This window comes from Cobetia sp. MM1IDA2H-1, from assembly GCF_002916775.2.
GTDB lineage: Bacteria > Pseudomonadota > Gammaproteobacteria > Pseudomonadales > Halomonadaceae > Cobetia > Cobetia marina.
Map to the genome: position 1 here is coordinate 2,339,092 of NZ_CM133225.1, position 20,278 is coordinate 2,359,369.

Sequence of the window (20,278 nt, forward strand, 5' to 3'; positions counted from 1 at the left end):
TAGCGCTAACATCATTAATAGATTAGGCTCCAAGCCACGACAAGCGGCAGATGAGAAAACGCGACAAATGTCTAATCAATCAGAATCATCCCGACGCAGCCGCAAGGGGGCCATGCAGCCGACCCTGAATGATGTGGCCCGGGAAGCCGGCGTCTCGTCGATCACCGTCTCGCGCTACTTCAACAGTCCCGACAGCGTGCGCGAGGCGACACGCCTCAAGGTCGAGGCGGCCATCGAGAAGGTCGGGTACGTGCGCAACCTGATTGCCGGCAGCCTGGCCTCGGCCACCAGTCGCGTGATTCCGGTCATCGTGCCCTCGCTGTCCAACGTGGTGTTCATCGACGTGATCAAGGGGCTCCAGGAGGAATTCGAGGCGCACGGTTATCAGCTGCTGCTGGGCAAGACGGATTACGATCTGGCTCGTGAAACCCAGCTGATCCGAACCTTTCTGGGCTGGTCGGCCGCGGGCCTTGTGGTGACGGGACTGCGCCATGACGAGGCGACGCGCCAGATACTCGAGCACTGGAATCAGCCCATCGTTGAGATCATGGAGCTGGGGGAAGGGTTGGATCTGAACGTGGGGATGGATCATGTCGCCGCCGGACGCGCCATGACCGAGCATCTGCTGGCACGCGGGTATCGTACGATCCACTTCGCCGGTGCCGAGCTCGATCGCGACTATCGTGCGGCGATGCGCTACGCCGGGCACCGTGAGGCGCTGGCCGCCGCCGGCATCGAGGAGGCTCCCCTGCTCGACCTGCCCGTGCGCCAGCAGATGACCAGCGGTGCGCAGGCGCTGGAGCGCATCCGCGAGAGCCACCCGGACTGCGACGCCATCCACTTCGCCAACGATGACATGGCCTGTGGCGCGATTCTCGCCGCCGCGCGGCTCGGCGTGAGCATCCCGGACGACATCGCCATCGCCGGCTTCAATGGCCTGCCCATCGGTGAGCACGTCACCCCGCGTCTCACCACCATCGTCTCACCGCGAGAGCAGATAGGCCGTGTGGCCGCACGCAAGTTGCTGGCACGCATCCAAGGCGAGCCCGCGGGTGAGCAGAGTCACGACCTGGGATTCACGCTGCGGGTCGGCGACAGTACCTGAATACCCCCTGAGCACACACAAGCTCAGCGCATCACCCACGCCATCATCAGCTGGCCCAGCGCGAGACACACGAAGACACTCAGGCCCGCCAGCGTGGAGGAGAAGCTGGCCAGCGCCACGGACAGCAGTGCCGCGACGCACAGCAGACGCGACGGCAGGCTGATTCGACGACGGGATACGCTTTCTGGAGGCGGAGGACTGACGGGACGCTTGAGGTTGGCGAAGAATTCCGCCAGCCGTCGCGCGCGTGAGAACGGGCGTCTTGGCGCATACAGATAACGGGCGAGGAACAGGAAGCCGACGACAGTCACGATCTGGATGACCAGCGATATCGCCAGCTTGATGTCGACCAGCTGGGATTCCGGGAAGCCCGAGAGCCAGGGCAGACGCTGCAGTGTCGGCATGTCGAGCCAGAGATAGCTGCCAAGCGTGACCGTGATCCCCACCAGCACACTGCCCCACCCGGCCCAGTCAGGCGCCCCCGTTCTGAAGAGCACCATCAGGGCCGGGAGTGCCAGCGGCATCTGCAGCAGCACACCGAACATGATCATGATGTCGAACAGGCTCACCAGCTCAATGCGACTCAGGACGATGACGAACAGGACGACGATGACGCCCTGCACGACACCGAACATCCGTCCCAGACTCACCAGTCGCGTTGCCATGCCGGAGGTCTGCTCGAGCAGTGGCATCACGAGTCGCATCATTACGCCGGCATCACGATTGAAGGCCGTGGTGATGGGCGCGATGGTGACCGCCAGCATGGCGGAGATCACCAGTCCCAGCACACCGGACGGCAGGTAGTGGATGATGAAATGCACATAGGCCACGTTGGCCGCGTCATTGCCAAGCTCAGGATAGCGTGCCGCCAGGTCGATGCCCGCCGACCCCAGCAACCACGGCGGCAGGAACCAGGTCACGGGCCCGATCACGAACAGCACCGACGCCAGGCCTGCCGCCTTGCGCGCTTCGCCGTCATCTGCCGTGGTCAGAAAGCGATAACTGGAAGTGGCATTGTTGATGCTGATGCACTGCTTGACCAGCATGGCCAGTGACCAGATCCCCATGATGAGCAGGCTGTTGTGTGAACTGCCGATCCAGAAATCCCGGTTCGACTCAGGGAAGCTCAACGATCCGTTCCACATCAGCGTGAGGCAGAAGCCACCGATGACAAGCGTGAGAATCGCCAGCTGCATCATCTGGATGAAATTGTTGGCCGAGACGATCCACACGCCGCCCACCAGGGTAATGGCGATGATGAGGCTGCCGATCAGCACGGCGATGCTCACCACCGGAAAGCCGAAGACCGCGCTCAGGAAAAGCGAGACGCCGTAGAGGCCGATGGAGGCGGTCATCAGCGTCAGGAAGATCTGACTGATGACATACACGAGTTGCGTCGTCTTGCCGTAACGCAGCTCCAGGATGTCGGAATAGGTGCTGACCCTCAGCCGGCGGAAACGCGGCGCGAAATACAGCGCCGCCAGCAGAAAGCCCAGCGCATTGCCCCAGAAGATCACCAGCACGGCAAAGCCATCCTCGTAGGCCTTCTGGGCGGCCCCGGTGAAGGTCCAGGCGGAGAACTGCGTCATGAACGCCGTACTCCCCGCCATCCACCAGGGCACGTTGCCGCTCCCCCGGATGAAGCTGTCCGGGGTCTGGCTGCGACGTCGATAGACCAGGATCGTCAGCACGATCAGGATGATGGAGAAGAACAGTGCGACTCTATCCAGCTGTGTCATGTGGCTCCCTGCCGATCATTCCCGTGCCGACGCTCACGATAGCGCCCTCGAGGTGTGACTCACGCGCGCTCATGCTCACGATCTTGCTCATGGATCTGGCCTCAAGGGCTCGCCCCCTAGCTGGGGCGAACTATCGACAACTGCCACGCACGGCATGTCGCATGTACCGCGTGGCATCTCTGGATCAGTAATAATATTTCAAGCCGACACGTGTCTTGAGCTGACGAGTATCGGAACTGGAACTGGAACTGACATCCGCGAATTCAAGATACGGGAACCATGATCCCATGCGACGTCCCGCACTCAGAATATAATCGTAGTTCTCGCGGGTATTGTTGTAGATATCCTTGTCTTCGTTGCGATAATAGTTGGCCTCCAGCCAGTATTTATTCTTGCCATGGTTGTAGGACATGGTGAAGGTGATCTTGTTCTGTTCATAATCATCATTGGAATCTTCACTGTAGTTGGAGTATTCCCGACGATAGCGCAGCGCCGTGGTCAAGGGGATACTGCTGGCCTTGTAGCCGACACGCAGCTGCGGCTTGATCGTGTACTTGCCGTCCCCGAACGCGATGGGCATGCCGGGTTGGATATACCAGTTATCGTCCAGCTTGAACTTGAAGCCCCAATCGATCTCACTGTCACCGCGCTCCAGATTCCCCATCGCGGGTTGTGAGCCATCTTCACGCTTCTCGGACGCAAACTTGGATTCCAGCCCGTAATAGAAGTTGTCGATGGAATCGCTCACCTTGACTCGGGTGGCATGTTGCTTGGCGTGATGCTTGTATTCATGACGAATATCCAGTGTCACGGCCTGGGCGCTGGTAGTGAACACCAGTGCGGCAATCGAAAGGGAGATCTTGTTGTAGTGTTTCATGGCGTACCTCATTGTTTTTATGGGGAGTCAGTCAATTGACTTGCAGGCAACCTGCGTCCTGTCGCGTGCCCGGCATTGGCTAGCGCGTGGGTTGCCTTGTGTTGGCATCGGCGTACTGGATCGATCCAGACGCCAGATGCAGGCCGCAGAATCCCCTGCCGATGGCGCAAAGGCGCATCGACTCTCCTGCTGAGGTGGTCATTGGCGTTGACCGAGTCAGGAGGGGGGGATTCGGGTTCGGGGTATCAGAGGTTTACGGAGCGAGTGGCGCGCACGAATGGCGAGCCAAGTGAGCGACGAGGCACCAGGTGCCAGCGCCGCTCACCATCACGCCGCGTCAGCGCGTACTGCCATCGCTGACCAGGCGCTCTTCCCTGGAATGTGACGTCTTGTCGATGGAGGTCACCAGCAGCAGACCGATCGCCACGATGATGCCGCCACACAGCACGAAGACCATGCGTCCCCAGAAGGGGTTGGGTACCAGGAACATCAGCATCACGCCCAGGCCGGCAACCAGGATCAGGTAGCCGAGAATGTTGCGCTGGCGGTTGTCGACGCTGCGATGTTCCTCGTCATCGCTGATGACGGGCGTGTCACGGTTGGTGAAGAAGGTCGCGACTTCCGCTTCGCGCTCGGCGGAAAGGCCGCGATAGAACAGCGTGGTCAGCACGAAGAAGCCTGCCGTGATCACGGTGTGCGCCATGATGCCGACCGCCACCTTCATGTCGCTCCATTCACGCGAGGTCAGATCCGCGTCGAGACCGAAGGTGTTGACGATGAAGTCCGGCGTCATCAAGAAGCCGACCACATAGGACACCAGGCCACCGACCACCAGCGTCGCCCAGGCCGCCCAGTCAGGCGTCTTGCGGATGAAGAAGCCGAGCAGGCCGGGAATGGTCATCGGCAGGCCGATCAGAGCGCCGACATACATCATGGCGTCGAACAGGCTCAGTCCCTTCAGGGAGTTGATGAACAGAGCAAACCCGATGATCGCCAGGCCGAAGACGGTGGAGGACAGGCGCGACATCAGCAGCAGTTCACCTTCAGACGCCTTGGGACGCAGCACGACCTCATAGAAGTTCTTCACGAAGATCCCGGAATTGCGATTCAGGCCGGAGTCCATCGAGGACATGGTCGCGGCGAACATCGCCGCCACCAGCAGCCCCAGCATCCCGGCAGGCATGTAGAGGCTGACGAAGCTCATGTAGGCAAAGTCAGCCGCCTTGGCACCTGCCTCGGGATACATCGCGAACAGATCCACCCCTTCACTGGCCATGAACCAGCTGGGCATGAACCAGATGAACGGCCCCATGGTCATCAGGACACAGGCCAGCAGACCCGCCTTGCGCGCATTCTTCGAATCCTTGGCCGCCAGGTAGCGATAGGAGTTGAGCAGGTTGTTGGTGATGCTGAACTGCTTGATGAAGATGAAGAACCCCCATAGCGCGAACAGCGACAGGTAGTTCATGTCACCCCCGATCAGGAAGTTCACCGGGAAGTCTTCCACGACATGGCTCGGGCCGCCGGCGTGGATCACGGCCACGATGGCACAGGTGATGGTGACGGCCATGATGATGACCATCTGCATGTAATCGGACGCGATGACCGCCCAGGAACCGCCGGTCACCGACATCACCAACACGACCAGACCGGTCACGATGATGGTGGTTTCCATGTCATAGCCGAACAGCCCGGAGGTCACGATGGCCAGACCATTGAGCCAGATGCCCGCATTGATGATGCTGGTGGGCATGGAGGACCAGGTGAAGACCTGCTCGTTGACGGCCCCGAAGCGCTGCCGGATCGCCTGGATCACGGTGATGACCCGCAGCTGCCGGAAGCGTGGTGCGAAATACAGATAGTTCATCAGATAGCCGAAGGCATTGGCCATGAAGATGATCGCCACGGCAAAGCCATCGTTGTAGGCCTTGCCTGCCGCACCGGTGAAGGTCCAGGCACTGAACTGGGTCATGAAGGAGGTCGCACCGACCATCCACCACAGCATCTTGCCGCCACCGCGGAAGTAATCACTGGTGCTTGAGGTAAAGGTTCTGAACAGCCAGCCTATGGCGATCAGAAAGAGGAAATAGATGCCGATGACGGCAGTATCCAGATCTAGGTTCATGGCAATGCACTCTTGTCTTTAGCTGTCTTGTCATTGTTGTTGCGCACCCGGCAGTGCACGTTTCCCCGCTGCCTTTCCCTGACCACGGGGGCCGCTGTCTCATCTGTCGCTGGCAGCGCCTTCCATCTCCGGGAAAGATCCCGGCCGTTGTTTGGATCGGTCCAATTCACATCCTGAATCGACTCCCGGATGACGCCATCCAGACCTCGGACGCCGACGGCGGGTCAGGCGTTGTGTGACACCCGCGCCTTGTCTGGAAGATCAATGAGCGTGACATCCTGCTCGATTCGCAGGGGGCGCTCCCCGGCCTCGAGCGTCAGGCTTTCCCCTTGTCGGGCTGGCTCGGCCAGCACCACCAGCAGTCGACCGGTAGCGAAGGTCAGCTCGAGAATCGTCAGGCCATCCGCACTCGGCAGCACCCGGAAATGGATCACCTGCGGACGCGCCCCACCACACTGCTCCAGAGCTTCATCGAAATGCCCGTGACTCTCGAACAGGGAATAGAAGGTCTGCGAGGTGGCGGTCAGGCGCGTCATCACCTTGGCGTCAGGCCGCAGGTTGTGATCAGGGTCATTGGCACCGACACGCAGCTGGAAGGCTTCAGCAGGTGCCTGGGTGATCTGATGCCAGCTATGGAAACTGTCACCCTCAAGCCAGGTCATGCTGTGTCCGGTGGCGGGTCGGCACTGCCCCTGCTTCCAGAGGTGCTGATAGCCGTGGCGATCCCCCATCACTTCCAGGGCATCCAGCGCGGTGAATTCACTTCCCCACCAGCGCACGACATGGCCACCATGATGGAAGGTGTAGTCATAGACGTGCGGCTGCTCCGAGGTCAGCGTGAAGACATCCAGCAGAATCGGCGTCTCGGTATGGCGGCTTTCCACCAGCAGCACCTCACGCTGCATGGCCACGCCGTCATGCGCGTTGTCACATCGGGCACGCGCACCCGCCGCGCAACCAGTCAGCAGTGAGATCTCGCCATGTCGCTCGTCCGCCAGCGCGTGGTTCGCCGCGTGCTGCGACTGCATGTCCACCACGACCAGGTTGTGGGCGACACTCTGCTTGGCATAGCCCTCGTTTTCCTTGAGGTAGCGTCCACCGAACTTGGTCTCCACATTGACCCAGCGTGCGAAGCCATATTCCTTGAGCACTTCCTTGCCGCGCGAGAAGAAGCTCAACCCCAGCTCATCGAAGTGGCCATGCCCCATGCCGTGCTGACCGGCCGTCAGCACGACATGCTGTGCCGCAAGCCCCTGCCCACGCTTGAGGTGTGCATGTCCGCCAGACTGGCCGTCCGGGCCATCGCGGAAGAGCTGGGTGGTCGCTTCCACCTGCGTGTCGACACCCTGCACCGCGTTCAGCAGCGCCAGTCCATTGGCATGGATCCAGCAGCCCTGCTGCTGACGCGCCAGGGCCAGCAGCTCCCGGGGTGCCTCATAGCGTGCCGCCAGCAGCGACATGGCGCAGCGCGCGCCCTCATCATCGAGATCCATGCTGCGCGAGGCGTCATTGAGCGCCGGAAAGCGTCCGTCCGGATAGGCCGTGGACAGCAGCACGTGCAGCGATTTCTCGATGCGTCCGTCGGCATGTGTCAGCACCCTGCGTTCAGGGTGGTGACGCTCGATCGCCTCCGCGAACAGACACAGCGGATGGATGGCGAAGCGGTGGTAATAGGGGCCCTCGACGTAATAGCCCTGCGGGGAGAACAGCAGCGCGATCTGGGCGATAAAGCCGCCGGTCTCGCCGCTGCCATCCAGTCCATCGATGGAGATCGCCAGATGCTCAGGACTCTCGATCACCATCGCGCAGATCCCGACCGCCGCCACGGCCCACAGGCCGTGATTGTGAATGCGGTCGAAATCGTGGCGGTAGGTCTCGGTGAACATCTCGAGCATCGGCTGGAAGAGTCCGTCCAGCAGCGACTGATACCGCGCCTCGCTCAGGGACGGCTTGAGCAACGCCAGCCCCAGCGAGGCATGCAGCAGCCAGATATGCTCGTTGAGAATCTGATGGAACAGCCTGCCAGGCGGATTGGTGTTGCGCGCGACCTGATACGGCATGTCGCGGTAGCAGGCCGCGTAGCCCGCCAGCAGCTCCTCGGCGTGCGCCAGGGCCTGCGCGTTGTCACTGAGCCGTCCCCACAGAGCCGCCCCCTCGATCACGCGGGCATTCTCTTTGTGGGTATTGTGCTCGAAGCTACCCGCCTCGCCCTGCCCCGGAATCACGATACCGCGCGCCATGCTGGCCGCCACTCTGGCCTCCAGCGCGGCGAGGCTGCGCCCCATCGCATTGTCCTGCCCCTGCTGCCTGCGAATCTCGTCAAGCTCTTCACGGGTCCAGAGCAGGTAATCACCTTGTGCCGACATAGATAGAATTCTCACTGAATGAAGCGTTCACTGATCCTGCCTGTTGCCCGGGTCCTGCCTCGCAGCGACCGACACGGATGGCCTCACGAGGCAGGTGGCGGTGCATCACAGCAAGGCGCACCCGCCTTGCCATTCGAGATGCTCGCCTGTCACGCTCACCGCATGCTGCTGGCCGGGCGTCAGCGCGACGGCGAGACGGTGTCGAGTGCCATCGCGCAGCTCAAGCGCCAGCACACAGGCCTCGTCACTCTCCTGAAGCAGCTGAAGCTTGAGGACACGGGGACGCGCCTCACTGGCGATCTCGCGCGCTTCCTCAAAGACACCGTGTGTCTCGATGACACAGGCCACCGTCTGCGAAGAGGCCTGAGAGCGCAGCAACAGGTAGGGCTCATCGCGCAGATTGCGCTCGGGATCATTCGCCCCGATGACGCCCTGGACCAGCGTGGCAGGCGCGGTGCACACCATGCGCGCGGTGACGAAGTGGTTCTCCTGCAACCAGGTGACGGCCTGCGAGACGCCCGCCGCCTGCTCCGCGCCGGACGCCATCTTCCACAGATGCTGGTAACCATTGGCTGCACCCAATGCCGTGGGTGAGGCCTGCTGCTCGAGCGCCGGCTCTGCCATCATCAGTTGCCCCTGGTAATGCAAGGGGTAGTCATAGCGATGCGTGCCATCACTGCGTGCCTGCATCAGGTCCACGACCAGCGGCTCGGCCATCTCCGGCAGCGAGACCAGCAGCAGGCTGCGGGTGAGCATCACGCCCGGCACGTAATCCCGAAGCCGCGCCCGAACCATCTGCAGACGCGGGTCAGTCGTGTCAAAGGCGTCGAGTTCCCCGTGATGTTCACAGGCGCGCGCGGTGTCCAGTCCATGGTGCGAGATTTCATCCACGACCAGGGTGTTGTGCGCCACGCTCTGCTTCGCGTAGGAACGGTTCTCCGGGGTGTAGCGGCCACCGAATTTCGGTTCGATATTGACCCAGCGACTGAAGCCATAGTCGGTCAGGACTTCGTGCTGGCCGTTGTGATAACCGAAGTGCAGGCCATCGAAGTGACCATGATCGAGCGCCGAGTGCAGCGTGGGGTCACTGCCATGCTGTCCGAAGGCCAGATACACCATGGTTTCCGCACCGCTCGCCGAAGGCGCACGCAGGATGGCCAGACCGCCCGCATTGCCCTCGCGTCCATCGGAAATGAATTGACTGGCGCGTGCGCCGGGGGCCCGTGACGCCGTCTCGGCGAATTCCGCCAGCGACTGACTGCCACCACACAGCGGCAGGCGTTCGACCTTGTCGCGCACCAGCCCGGCCACCGCCGGATTGAGCCGCGTATCCTGATAGCGCTTGAGCAGCGTGGCAGCGCCCAGCATCGCGCCCTCATCGATCAGTCCCATGGTTCTTGAGCTGTCATTGAGCGCCAGGAAACGGCCATCGGGGAACGCGACCTCCTGCAGACACAGAATCGCCTTGCGAATGATCTGATCGCGATGATCATGGATGTCCGGCCGCACGCCACTGTTCACCAATGCCTCGGCGAAGAGCACCATCGGTCTGAGGGCGAAGCGATGGTAATAGGGGCCTTCCAGGTAATAGCCGTCCGGCGAGAACAGCTGGTCCAACTGGGCGAGAAAGCCACCGCTGACGCCATCGCGGGCATTGCCGAGCAATGACTGCTCCACCAGCGCCTCGTCTCCCAGTACCAGCCCGGCAATCCCCGCCGCCGCCACGGACCAGATGCCATGGTTGTGCACCACATCGAAGTCATGGGCGTTCTGCACCACCAGCAGGTCGATCATCGGACGCAACAGATGCGCTTCGATCTGCTCACGCTCCGCCTCAGGCAATTCGGAGCGGATATTGCCGTAGGCATCCGCGGCGTACAGCAGCCACATCCCCTCGTTCAGACACTGGTGAAACAGCTTGCCCGGCGGATTGCTGTCCCTGGAGACATGGGCGGGCAGCGCTTCATAGATCTCGGCATATCCCAGCAACAGGCCACGCACGAATTCGAGATAGCGCTCATCATGTGTCACCAGCCACAGCTGAGAAGCCAGATTGACGTGCTGATAGTTGAGCTTGTGGCGTGCATGCTCTTCTCCGCCCGCCTCACCCTGCCCGGGAATGCACAGGGGTGCCGAGAGCACCGACGCCAGGCTCGTCTCGGCATGTGCCAGCCGGCGTGCCAGCAGTCCGCTCCTGTCCTGCGATTCATGGGCCTGGCGCAGCGCCGTCAGTGATGCGCGATCCAATAGCAATGTCTGTTCCATGGCGTGGCCACTCGTGATGATGGTTGGCGTGTCGTCTTGATGCCCGACAGCTCGTCGGGCGTCCCTGGTTGGCTCAGTCTCGCCCGGCCCCGCGACGTCAGTGGGCGCAGGGGTTGCCTGAGCACGGATTGACGAACTCACGGACACATCTGCCCACCATTGACGTCGATCACCTGGCCGGTGACATAGCCACTGGCCGCATGCGAGGCGAGATAGAGGTAGGTCGGCGCCATTTCCTGGCACTCGCCGAAGCGCCCCATGGCGATGCTGCCGGCGATGGTCTGCTTGAGCGCATCGCTCTTGTCGGCATGGAAGGCCGTATCGATGGTGCCCGGCGCCACGGTATTGAAGCGGATACTGTCCTTGGTGAATTCCTTGACCCAGTTGCGATGCAGGTTGTGCACCATCGCCTTGCTGCCACCGTAGAGGCACGCGCCCAGGCCACCGCCTTCACGCCCCGCGATCGACCCGGTCGTGATCACGCTGCTGCTCTGTCCGGACTGGCGGGCCGAGGCGCGCAGCGACTCAATCGCGAAGCGCGTCACCATCACCACCGAGCGAATGTTGAGGTCGATGACATTGTCGAAGAAGTCATCGTCAATGCTCTCGAGCCCCTGGCGCCCGCCAAGACCGCCGGCATTGTTGACCAGCACGTCCAGTCCGCCCATGGCCTCGACGGCCTGCTTCACCAGCGCCTCGCACTGAGCCGTCTCGCGCACGTCCGCCTGCAGATAGAACACGCGTCCCGGCGCGGAAAGCTCGCTCAGCAGCGATTCGGCCTGAGACGGACTCCGGCTGCCGTGCAGCACGACCTTGGCACCTGCCCCCAGGAAGGCTCGCGCCACCTCAAGCCCGATGCCTGCAGTGGAACCGGTCACCAATACACGTCTGTCCTTGAGATCTTCAAACATCACGACACTCCTGAAATTGTGGAATGAAATTGGGGGAATGGTGGGCGTCAGTGGCCCCGGCACAACGGCCATCACTCATCAATCAATAAAGTCTTATTTAGATAAACCGCATCATTTAGTGCGCCAGCGTGCCGACGCGGGCCAGAGCCCGAGAGCGGCACAACGTCACGAGGTCAGCATGTCATCGCGGCGCGGCGAGAAGAGATCGATCACCACACTCTCTGACTCCAGCGCCACGGCGCCATGCAGGGTGTGATGCGGTGCGACGAAGGCATCGCCCGGCCCGAGCCGGCGCTTCTCGCCGTCAAGCTCGACCTCGAATGCGCCCTGCACGACGTAGCCGATCTGGTCATGAATCTCATGCTGATGGGGCGTGCCGACGGCACCGAGGTCGAACTTGACGCATACGGCCATCAGGTCCGGGGTGTGGGCGACGATCTTGCGCTGGATGCCCGGCTCGACATCCTGCCAATCCTGTTCGTCGTTGATGAAGAAACTGCCTGCGTTCATCGCTGTCGCTCCCTGCTGAGTACCGGGTACTGAATCCTGAGCACCATGTCCCATCCTTGAGACGCTCCCCCGCACTCGCAGCGCGAGCAGATTCGCGAGGGACACCGTCGATTGAGACATCAATCTGAAATGGCGTTTTGAAAACGTAGCAGGGGATTTTTATTTTTGAAACAGCATTTCATTCCATCTTAGACTTTTAGACCGCTCCAATGCCTGGACGATGATCTGCCGCTCAGCGCATCCATCGATGCCACCACCGGCCGCAAGCGTTGTGGTAGCGCGGCTGAGGGTGTAAAAGCGAAGGTGGGTGTTCTAAAATCAAGTTTCATTAATTTCAGAATAAGGGATCTCATGTCTTCAGAAACCAAGGCTGCCGAAGCCAAGGTCGACAACGTCACCGCGGTGATGAAGGTGATGGCAGTGCTGGAGGGGCTGGATATCGATCATGAGTCCAGCCTCGCCGAACTCTCGCAGCGTGCCATGATGTCGAAAAGTACTGCTTATCGGTTTCTTCAGACACTCAAGAACCTCGGATATGTCGCCCAGGACAGCGAAAGCGAGAAATACCGCCTGACCATGAAAGCCTTCGTGCTGGGCAGTTCAGCCCTGGGCAACATGGACCTGATCAAGATGGCGGATCCCGACATGGCCGCCCTGTCGCAATTGACCCGTGAAGCGGTTCACCTGGGCACTCTGGATGCCAGCACAGGGGAGATCGTCTATGTCCACAAGTACAACTCGCACTTCAACCTGTGCATGAATACCCGCATCGGTGACCGTTGCCCCGCGCACACCACTGCCATGGGCAAGGCGCTGATGTCACGCATGACCGAAGCCCAGCTTGAGCACCTGCTGACACTGCAACCATTGGAACCGCGTACCGAGCGCACGCTGACCTCGCGTCAGGCGCTGGATGAGCAGCTCGCACAGGCGCGTCAGTCGGGTCTGGCAGAAGATCTCGAGGAAATGGACGCCGGAGTGTGCTGTTTCGCGACACCGATTCTTGATCACACCGGCAAGGCCATTGCCGCCTTGAGCATGTCCATCCCCACCATTCGCTATCACCAGGACATCACCCTGGCCTACAAGGCCAACCTGTGTGAATCCGGGCGCAATATTTCCCGCCAACTTGGCTGGAAGGAAACGGATTGAGACACGCATCACCCCTGAACGACGTCAGGTAGCGCTTCGCTATCCGACACGCAGCGTGCAAGTCATTGCTCGCCAGTCGCCTGACATCCATGGATGGATGTCACAGCGTGAAAGAATCTCCGCTGTCACACCGTTGTCCGCATGCCAGCACTTCATGCCAGCAATTGTGTCGACACGCCGTGCCACACCTTCTTCATTCTCTTCAGGCAACTACTCACTCTCTTCTTGCGTGAGGCGGTCAAGCCTTGTCTTCATTCAGCGTCCACCATTGCGAAACCGCCATGCATGACCAATGGATGACATGGAAATTCAAGAAAACGCATTGATATGATTTTTTCCTTATCAATCATTGAGATGCCAACAGCGATACCTTTCCTCTCTCATGGCTGAAAGCACGATTCCACCTCTCAGATCACCACATAACCCTCTGTAAAATATTGGAAATCCATTTTTCAAAACGCTATTTCATTTTCATCAAAAATCGTCTTGACAGTCATGATCAACTGGCTCTAGCCTTCGACTGCCATCTTGGCACTCACCCCATAAGCATAAAAAAGGCTTGAGACCATGCGTAATACTCGGGTACGCCACCCCTTGGTGACAGCATTTCTCCTCGCTGCCAGTGCAGGTATCATTTCATCGCCAAGTGCTGCCAATGACACTCCCCCCGGAGAGACATTCGATCTCGGCACCTGGAAACTGACACTGCCGATGGACGCCGACGGCAATGGCAAGGTGGATGAAATCAAGGTGTCAGACCTTCAAAGCTATCGTCACTCTGACTACTTCTATCTCGACGATGATTCCCATATGGTCTTCGTAACGCCCAACAGTGCCTTCACGACGCCAAATTCAAGCAATGCCCGCACGGAACTGCGTCAGATGCTACGCGGTACCAACACCAGCATCGGCACCCATGATCCGAAGAACAACTTCGCACTCGCCTCGCATGAAAAGGCCGATGAATTCGCTCAGATAGGCGGCTACCTTGAGGCCACGTTGCGCGTGGAACATGTCGCGGAGCGTTCGAAGAAACCAGACAGGAAGTCAGCCTATTCGGTGGTCATCGGCCAGATACATGCTGGCAAGGACCAGGCATTGATGGAGGCGAATGAAGACTTTGGACATGGCAACGAGCCACTCAAGATCTTCTACAAGAAGCTGCCGGATCAGGACACTGGCTCGGTGTTCTGGAACTACGAGAAGAATCTCGCCAAGGAAGATCCCAAACGCACGGATGTCAGCTATGCGGTATGGGGCAACGACTGGAGCAGCAACGCTGATCCTGGCAAGGAAGGCATTTCGCTGGGCGAGACCTTCAGCTACAAGGTCGAGGTCAAGGGCGACATCATGCATCTGACCTTCAATTCGGACGGCCATCCGACACGCAATTTCGAGATCAATCTTGCCGACAATGTCGATGCCAACGGCAAGGTTGACGCAGATGACCTTTCGGCGGGCTACGCCGGTGACTGGATGTACTTCAAGGCGGGCTCCTACAACCAGTGCAACACCAAGGCCAGTTCCAATGCCTGTGAAGGTACGGGCGTATGGGAAACCGACAAGGCCAACGGCGACTACGCCAAGGTGGTCTTCTCTGAGCTGAAAAGCGGCAAGATTCAGTGATGAAAGATTGAACTGAACAGATGCTGAAGCGCTGAGACGCCCAAGGGATGAGACCCGCGTGAGATCACGAGTCTCGGGCAAGGGATTGCCACTCATACTCTTGAGCCAAGGCCATGTCTCTTCAGCCAGGGACATGTCTCTTCAGCCAGGGGCATGTCGTCCTCTCCCCCCTGGATTGTCAGAAGCCCTACCTCTGGCAATCCAGGGGGAGTTGCGTTGCCGATGACCAGGGCACTCGAGACTGTCCATTTCCTCCGGGCTTGTCTCTCCTTCCTGTCGCTCTCTTCTCACTCCCCCCTCTCTTCTCTCTCCTCTCGCTCCCTCTCACTCCCTCTCTCATTTCTCATCTCTCTCCATCCCTACACTCTTCCTTCATCTCGACCCTCTCCTTCTCAACGCAATGAGCGTATCGCCACCCTTGCCCTGCCTGCCGGAGAAGACGTCGAGAAGCCTGCAAGGGAGGTCAGTGATCACCCTCAATCTGCTGCGAGCGGCAGGTTGACGTAAAACGCAAAGTATCCGGCGCGTTCTGATCATCTCGCTACCCCCAACTTCACGACACTGTGTTCAACAAAGGCGCAGAGGCGATGCGACCGGGACGTGCAGGTTGACGTCTGGTGACATGGCCGCTGCGACTTACCGCAGACAAATGTCCTGACACGTGAGGCCCGACGATGAATCGCAAGACAATCCTGACATGCGCCATCACTGGCGCGGGTGATACCGCCAGCAAGAACCCGAATGTCCCGGTGACACCGAAGCAGATCGCCGATGACTGCATCGCGGCGGCCAAGGCCGGCGCCAGCGTGGCCCACATTCACGTGCGTGATCCGGAGACCGGCGGCATCAGCCACTCCACCGAGCACTTCCGTGAAGTCATGGACCGTGTGCGTTCCGCCGACACCGACATCGTCATGAACATCACCGCCGGTGGCGGCGGCGACTGGATTCCGGACGTCAACGACCCGACTCGTGGTGGCCCGGGCACCGACATCCAGACCCCGGCCGAGCGTCACGCGCCGATCCAGGAACTGCTGCCGGAACTGTGCACCCTGGACTGCGGCAGCCTGAACTTCGGCGACATGGTCTACATCAACACCGCTGACTGGCTGCGTGAGCACGCTCGTCTGGTGCAGGCCGCTGGCGTCAAGCCGGAGCTAGAGTGCTTCGACCTGGGCCACGTCTGGTTCGCTCGCCAGCTGCAGCAGGAAGGCCTGCTCGACGACGATCTGCTGTTCCAGCTGTGCCTGGGCATTCCGTGGGGCGCCGAAGCCGACACCGAAACCATGCTGACCATGAAGAACAAGCTGCCGACCAACTCCAACTGGGCAGCCTTCGGTATCGGCCGCATGCAGATGCCGATGGTCGCACAGGCCGTGCTGCTGGGCGGTCACGCTCGCGTCGGTCTCGAAGACAACCTCTATCTGTCCAAGGGTGTTATGGCCACAAACGCTCAGCTGGTCGAGAAGTCCTCTGGCATCATCGAGAACCTGGGCTCCAGCGTGATGACCCCGGCCGAGACTCGCGCCTTCCTCAAGCTGCGTGATCCGTCCACCGGCAAGACCGCCGGCGACGTGGCAGCCCTCGAAACCGCAGGAGGTGTCGCATGAGCCAGTTATCTGTCGTAGGAACCGGTGTCATCGGCAATGGCTGGATCTCCCGTGCATTGGCCAATGGCTGGGATGTGGTCGCCTTTGATCCGGCCCCGGACGCCGAAGCCCGCACTCGCGCCTTCGTCGAGAATGCCTGGCATGCACTGGAGAAGGATGGCCTGGCGGAAGGCGCCTCCGTCGAGCGCCTGCGCTTCGCCGCGACCCTCGAGGAAGCTGTCGTCGGTGCTGACCTGATCCAGGAAAACGTGCCGGAGCGTCTGCCGCTCAAGCAGGAAATCCTCAGCGCCATCGATGCCGCGGCCGAAGAGCACGTGGTGATCGGCTCTTCCACCTCCGGTTTCAAGCCGACCGATCTGCAACAGGACTGCAAGAAGGCGCCGGGCCGCGTCATCGTCGCCCACCCCTTCAACCCGGTCTATCTGCTGCCGCTGGTCGAGCTGGTGGGTGGCGAGCATACCTCTCCGGCGCTGCTGGAAGGCGCACGCGAAGACTATCAAGCACTGGCCATGCGTCCGCTGATCGTGCGTCGCGAGATCGAAGGTCACATCGCGGATCGTCTGATGGAAGCGCTGTGGCGTGAAGCCCTGCACCTGGTCAACGACGGCGTCGCCACCACCGAAGAGATCGACGCGGCCGTCGTCTATGGCTGTGGTCTGCGCTGGTCACTGATGGGCACCTTCCTGACCTTCCACCTCGCCGGCGGCGAGCCGGGCATGCGTCACATGCTCGAGCAGTTCGGCCCGGCCCTGAAACTGCCGTGGACCAAACTCGAAGCGCCGGAGCTGACCGACGAGCTGATCGACAAGGTCGTGGAAGGCTGCGAATACCAGGCAGCGGGTCGCCCGGTCGCCGAGCTGGACCGTCGTCGCGATGAATTCCTGGTCGAGCTCTTGAGCCTGACGCGCAAGTACTGGCCGGAAGCCGAAGGCCTCGAGGGACGTATCTGATGGACCTGCTCGAGATCACGGTACCGCATGAGTGGGTCGACTATAACGGCCACATGAATGATGCCGAGTACGCGCGTGCCTTCTCGATGGCGGTCGAAGCCTTGATGGAGCACGTGGGGCTGGATGCCGAGGGTCGTCGCGAACATGACCTGACCATCTACACCCTGGAGACGCACCTGTGCTATCTGGCGGAAGCGCATGAAGGTCAGACGCTCAAGGTCAAGGTGCTGCTGCTGGACCATGACGCCAAGCGTCAACATGTGCTGTTCACCCTGACGGATGCCGACGGCGGCGAGATCGCCACCAGCGAGCAGATGTTGATGGCGATGAGCATCAGTGGCGGTCGTCCGACGCCCTGCCCGGAATCGGTGGCGGAGCGCATTGCCGCCCTGCCCCAGCCGGCCGGTGACGATGACTGGCCCAAGGCGGCCGGCCGCCGTATCGGTATCCGTCGCAAGACGGCCTGATACGCGCACCAAAAGCGTCAAGAAGTAGACCGTCCTTTCAAAGGATGGACCACACCCCGTCAGTTTCTGGCGGGGTGTTATCGTATGCATGACATTTTTCCTTTCGGGCCAGACACCATGACACACGAGACATCTTCACCGCTGCGTTGCCAAGCTTTCATCGACGCCTTCGCCGACGGCATGGTCGAATTGGCAGGCCTGTCAGCCGCCGAGAGCCGGCCCCAGTGCGAAGCCCTCTACGCGCGACTGGCAGCCCCCGTGGCCGATGACGTCACGATACGCAATGACAGCCTGTGCAGTGAGGATGGACACATCATCCCCTTGCGTCACTTCACACCAAGCCTCGCTGAGCCATGTAAGAACGGTCGTGTGGTCTATCTCCACGGCGGTAGTTGGCAGATCGGCTCACTGGATAGCCATCAAGGCGTCGCTGCAAGTCTGGCAGCTTTGCTCAATCGAGAAGTGGTCAGCGTGGATTACCGCCTGCTGCCGGAAGCCTCCTACCAACAGGCGCTGATGGACTGTGATGTTGCCGTACGCAAGCTAGCCCCTGTCGCAGTGGTCGGCGATAGCGCGGGCGGGCGTCTGGTGATGGATGTGGCACGTCTGCATCACGAGCCCCTGCAAGGGGCCGACCACCCATCAGCGGCTCCTGTCCTTGGTCTCATCTATCCGCCGATGGACCCGGTACTGCATCTTGCCGAGGACGACCTCACGACGCTGGGCCCGACCGCGCCATTGCTCAGCCGTGAGGAAGTCGTCGAGATGTGGCAGCTGGTCGCTGAAGGTGACCCCTCGCGCAGTTATGCCATCACGCCCGCGCACTCCCGCCAGGCACCGGCTCCGGCCATCGAAGTGCTCTCTGTCGAGCACGATCCACTGACGACACCGCTAGAAGCGGCAGTCACGACATGGCGTGCCCAGGGAGCGGAGGCCGGGTATCACTGCGCGACCGGCATGGTCCACGCCGCCCTGCATGCCCATCACGAACTCCCGGAGATGAAACAGGCCTGGCAGGCTTTCTGTACCGGGCTTGCGACACGTCTTGATCGATAAAGGCTGGCCGAATCACTCTCTGAAGAGAGTCTTCTGAGGAGTAACCTCCAATCAAGTAGTGAAACTTGGTTTTGCGCGAAACAGCTCAATTCAATACAACAATAATGAATAAAGCGCCATTTATTGAAAAGACTCTTAAAGGCAATGATGTTTTTAAAACAATAAGGCGAACAGGGGATATTCAGGTCATTACCGCACCTGTCAGAACCCATCACAATGGGCTCATAAGCAGTACATTTGTGTATCAACTACTTTCAGCAACACAGGCTTCCACATGCACCACCACTCCGTAAGCAATTGAAAAAAAATTAGAAACAGGTATCAAATGTCGAAAAAGGCGTAGTCTTCGTGTCGAGAAAAATCGCGCCTAAGCCTTTTGATTCCGGGCGGATAAAAAACATCAGTTTTTCCTTGACACTAACCTTTAATTTTCAGACATTCGAGCGGTAGCTTGGCAGGATGAATACTGCACAATGACCCTATCCTCGATCAGAGTCAGCCTTACAATAACTCCAAAAGGATTCAACATGAGACTGGTCAAATTGACACTTGGTGTCGCTGTCATTTCCGCGATGTCAGCCTTCACCGCCGCACAGGCTCAGGATCAGCGCTTCATCACCATCGGTACCGGTGGCGTGACTGGTGTCTACTACCCCACAGGTGGCGCTATCTGCCGCCTGGTAAATGCCAACCGCAAGGAAAATGGTCTGCGCTGCTCCGTCGAGTCCACAGGTGGCTCCGTCTATAACGCGCGCACCATACGCCAGGGCGAATTGACCTTCGGCGTCATCCAGTCCGATGTGCAATCGGCTGCAGTGGAAGGCACTGGTGCCTTCGCTGACGAGAAGCCGTACACCGAACTGCGTGCGTTGTTCTCCATTCACCCGGAGCCGATGCACTTGATGGCGCGTGCCGACAGCGGTATCGAAACCGTAGCTGACCTGAAGGGACACCGCGTCAATATCGCCAATCCGGGATCAGGTACACGCGTTCTGGCCGATACCCTGATGAAGTATTCAGACCTCAAGGCCAGTGACTTCTCACTGGCAGCCGAAATGACCTCCGCGGAACAGGCCTCTGCGCTGTGTGACGGCAACATCGATGCCACCATTTGGGCGGCAGGCCTGCCCAACGGTTCGACCCAGGAGGCAACATCTACCTGCGACGTCAATCTGATTCCGCTAGATGGCCCGAACATCGACAAACTGCTGGCCGACAATCCGGCTTATGCGCCAAGCGTCATCCCGGGCGGCATGTACACCGGCAATGACGAAGACGTTCCGTCCTGGGGCCCGCGCGCCACTCTGATGACATCCAGCGATACACCTGATGATGAAGTCTATGCACTGGTCAAGGCCGTGTTCGACAACTTCGACAACTTCAAGCGCCTTCACCCTGCCTTCGCCAGCCTGACCGAGAAGGAAATGATCTCCGCCGGGCTGACCGCAGAACTCCATCCGGGGGCTATGCGTTACTACAAGGAAAAAGGCTGGATGTAACACTTTTCCAAGGCCCGTCG

Annotated in this window: 15 protein-coding genes; 8 read left to right on the top strand and 7 right to left on the bottom strand. The window is 60.1% G+C overall.

From position 1 onward, the window contains the following. The first annotated feature begins 67 nt into the window (after nt 1–67). Nucleotides 68–1,105 carry a LacI family DNA-binding transcriptional regulator gene (locus BOH68_RS09990; RefSeq protein ID WP_077371179.1) on the top strand — a complete coding sequence of 346 codons (1,038 nt, stop codon included), beginning with the start codon at nt 68–70 and terminating at the stop codon, nt 1,103–1,105. Nucleotides 1,106–1,128: 23 nt separating this feature from the next. On the opposite strand, the gene BOH68_RS09995 is transcribed toward BOH68_RS09990, so the two are convergent. The 7 genes from BOH68_RS09995 to BOH68_RS10025 all read right to left on the bottom strand — a co-directional run bounded on the left by BOH68_RS09995 (nt 1,129) and on the right by BOH68_RS10025 (nt 11,898). After that, nucleotides 1,129–2,844, bottom strand: coding sequence for a sodium:solute symporter family transporter (locus BOH68_RS09995; protein ID WP_077371177.1), 1,716 nt, complete (start codon nt 2,842–2,844; stop codon nt 1,129–1,131). A gap of 184 nt (nt 2,845–3,028) precedes the next feature. Beyond that, complete coding sequence (locus BOH68_RS10000; RefSeq protein WP_167592992.1) at nt 3,029–3,721, bottom strand: oligogalacturonate-specific porin KdgM family protein; 693 nt, start codon at nt 3,719–3,721, stop codon at nt 3,029–3,031. 337 nt (nt 3,722–4,058) lie between these two features. Then, a complete protein-coding gene (locus tag BOH68_RS10005; RefSeq protein ID WP_077371173.1) occupies nt 4,059–5,846 on the bottom strand; it encodes a sodium:solute symporter family transporter in 1,788 nt (595 codons plus the stop codon). Between the two features lie 224 nt (nt 5,847–6,070). Beyond that, complete coding sequence (locus BOH68_RS10010) at nt 6,071–8,212, bottom strand: heparinase II/III domain-containing protein (RefSeq protein WP_077371171.1); 2,142 nt, start codon at nt 8,210–8,212, stop codon at nt 6,071–6,073. Between the two features lie 105 nt (nt 8,213–8,317). Then, nucleotides 8,318–10,477 (bottom strand): heparinase II/III domain-containing protein, encoded by a 2,160-nt coding sequence (locus BOH68_RS10015; RefSeq protein ID WP_077371169.1) that lies wholly within the window; start codon nt 10,475–10,477, stop codon nt 8,318–8,320. 137 nt (nt 10,478–10,614) lie between these two features. Beyond that, nucleotides 10,615–11,388, bottom strand: a complete 774-nt coding sequence (locus BOH68_RS10020) for an SDR family NAD(P)-dependent oxidoreductase (protein ID WP_077371167.1) — start codon at nt 11,386–11,388, stop codon at nt 10,615–10,617. A 165-nt stretch (nt 11,389–11,553) separates the two neighbouring features. Beyond that, complete coding sequence (locus BOH68_RS10025; RefSeq protein ID WP_077371165.1) at nt 11,554–11,898, bottom strand: cupin domain-containing protein; 345 nt, start codon at nt 11,896–11,898, stop codon at nt 11,554–11,556. A 351-nt stretch (nt 11,899–12,249) separates the two neighbouring features. Between BOH68_RS10025 and kdgR the strand changes: the two genes are divergently transcribed. From kdgR to BOH68_RS10060, 7 genes are all read left to right on the top strand, one after another. Continuing rightward, nucleotides 12,250–13,050 (top strand): DNA-binding transcriptional regulator KdgR, encoded by an 801-nt coding sequence (gene kdgR, locus BOH68_RS10030; RefSeq protein ID WP_077371163.1) that lies wholly within the window; start codon nt 12,250–12,252, stop codon nt 13,048–13,050. A gap of 597 nt (nt 13,051–13,647) precedes the next feature. Beyond that, nucleotides 13,648–14,676 (top strand): polysaccharide lyase family 7 protein, encoded by a 1,029-nt coding sequence (locus BOH68_RS10035; RefSeq protein WP_456821145.1) that lies wholly within the window; start codon nt 13,648–13,650, stop codon nt 14,674–14,676. Nucleotides 14,677–15,350: 674 nt separating this feature from the next. After that, entirely contained in the window at nt 15,351–16,286 is a 936-nt protein-coding gene (locus BOH68_RS10040; RefSeq protein ID WP_024952191.1) for a BKACE family enzyme, read from the top strand. Next, complete coding sequence (locus tag BOH68_RS10045) at nt 16,283–17,236, top strand: L-carnitine dehydrogenase (RefSeq protein ID WP_077371159.1); 954 nt, start codon at nt 16,283–16,285, stop codon at nt 17,234–17,236. Before BOH68_RS10040 ends, BOH68_RS10045 begins: the two co-directional genes overlap by 4 nt. Continuing rightward, complete coding sequence (locus BOH68_RS10050; protein ID WP_077371157.1) at nt 17,236–17,703, top strand: thioesterase family protein; 468 nt, start codon at nt 17,236–17,238, stop codon at nt 17,701–17,703. The genes BOH68_RS10045 and BOH68_RS10050 overlap by 1 nt, the downstream gene beginning before the upstream one ends. A 117-nt stretch (nt 17,704–17,820) precedes the next feature. Beyond that, on the top strand, nt 17,821–18,759 hold the full coding sequence (locus BOH68_RS10055; protein WP_077371155.1) for an alpha/beta hydrolase fold domain-containing protein: 939 nt from the start codon (nt 17,821–17,823) through the stop codon (nt 18,757–18,759). A 527-nt stretch (nt 18,760–19,286) separates the two neighbouring features. Continuing rightward, a complete protein-coding gene (locus BOH68_RS10060) occupies nt 19,287–20,258 on the top strand; it encodes a TAXI family TRAP transporter solute-binding subunit (RefSeq protein WP_077371153.1) in 972 nt (323 codons plus the stop codon). Nucleotides 20,259–20,278: the final 20 nt, after the last annotated feature.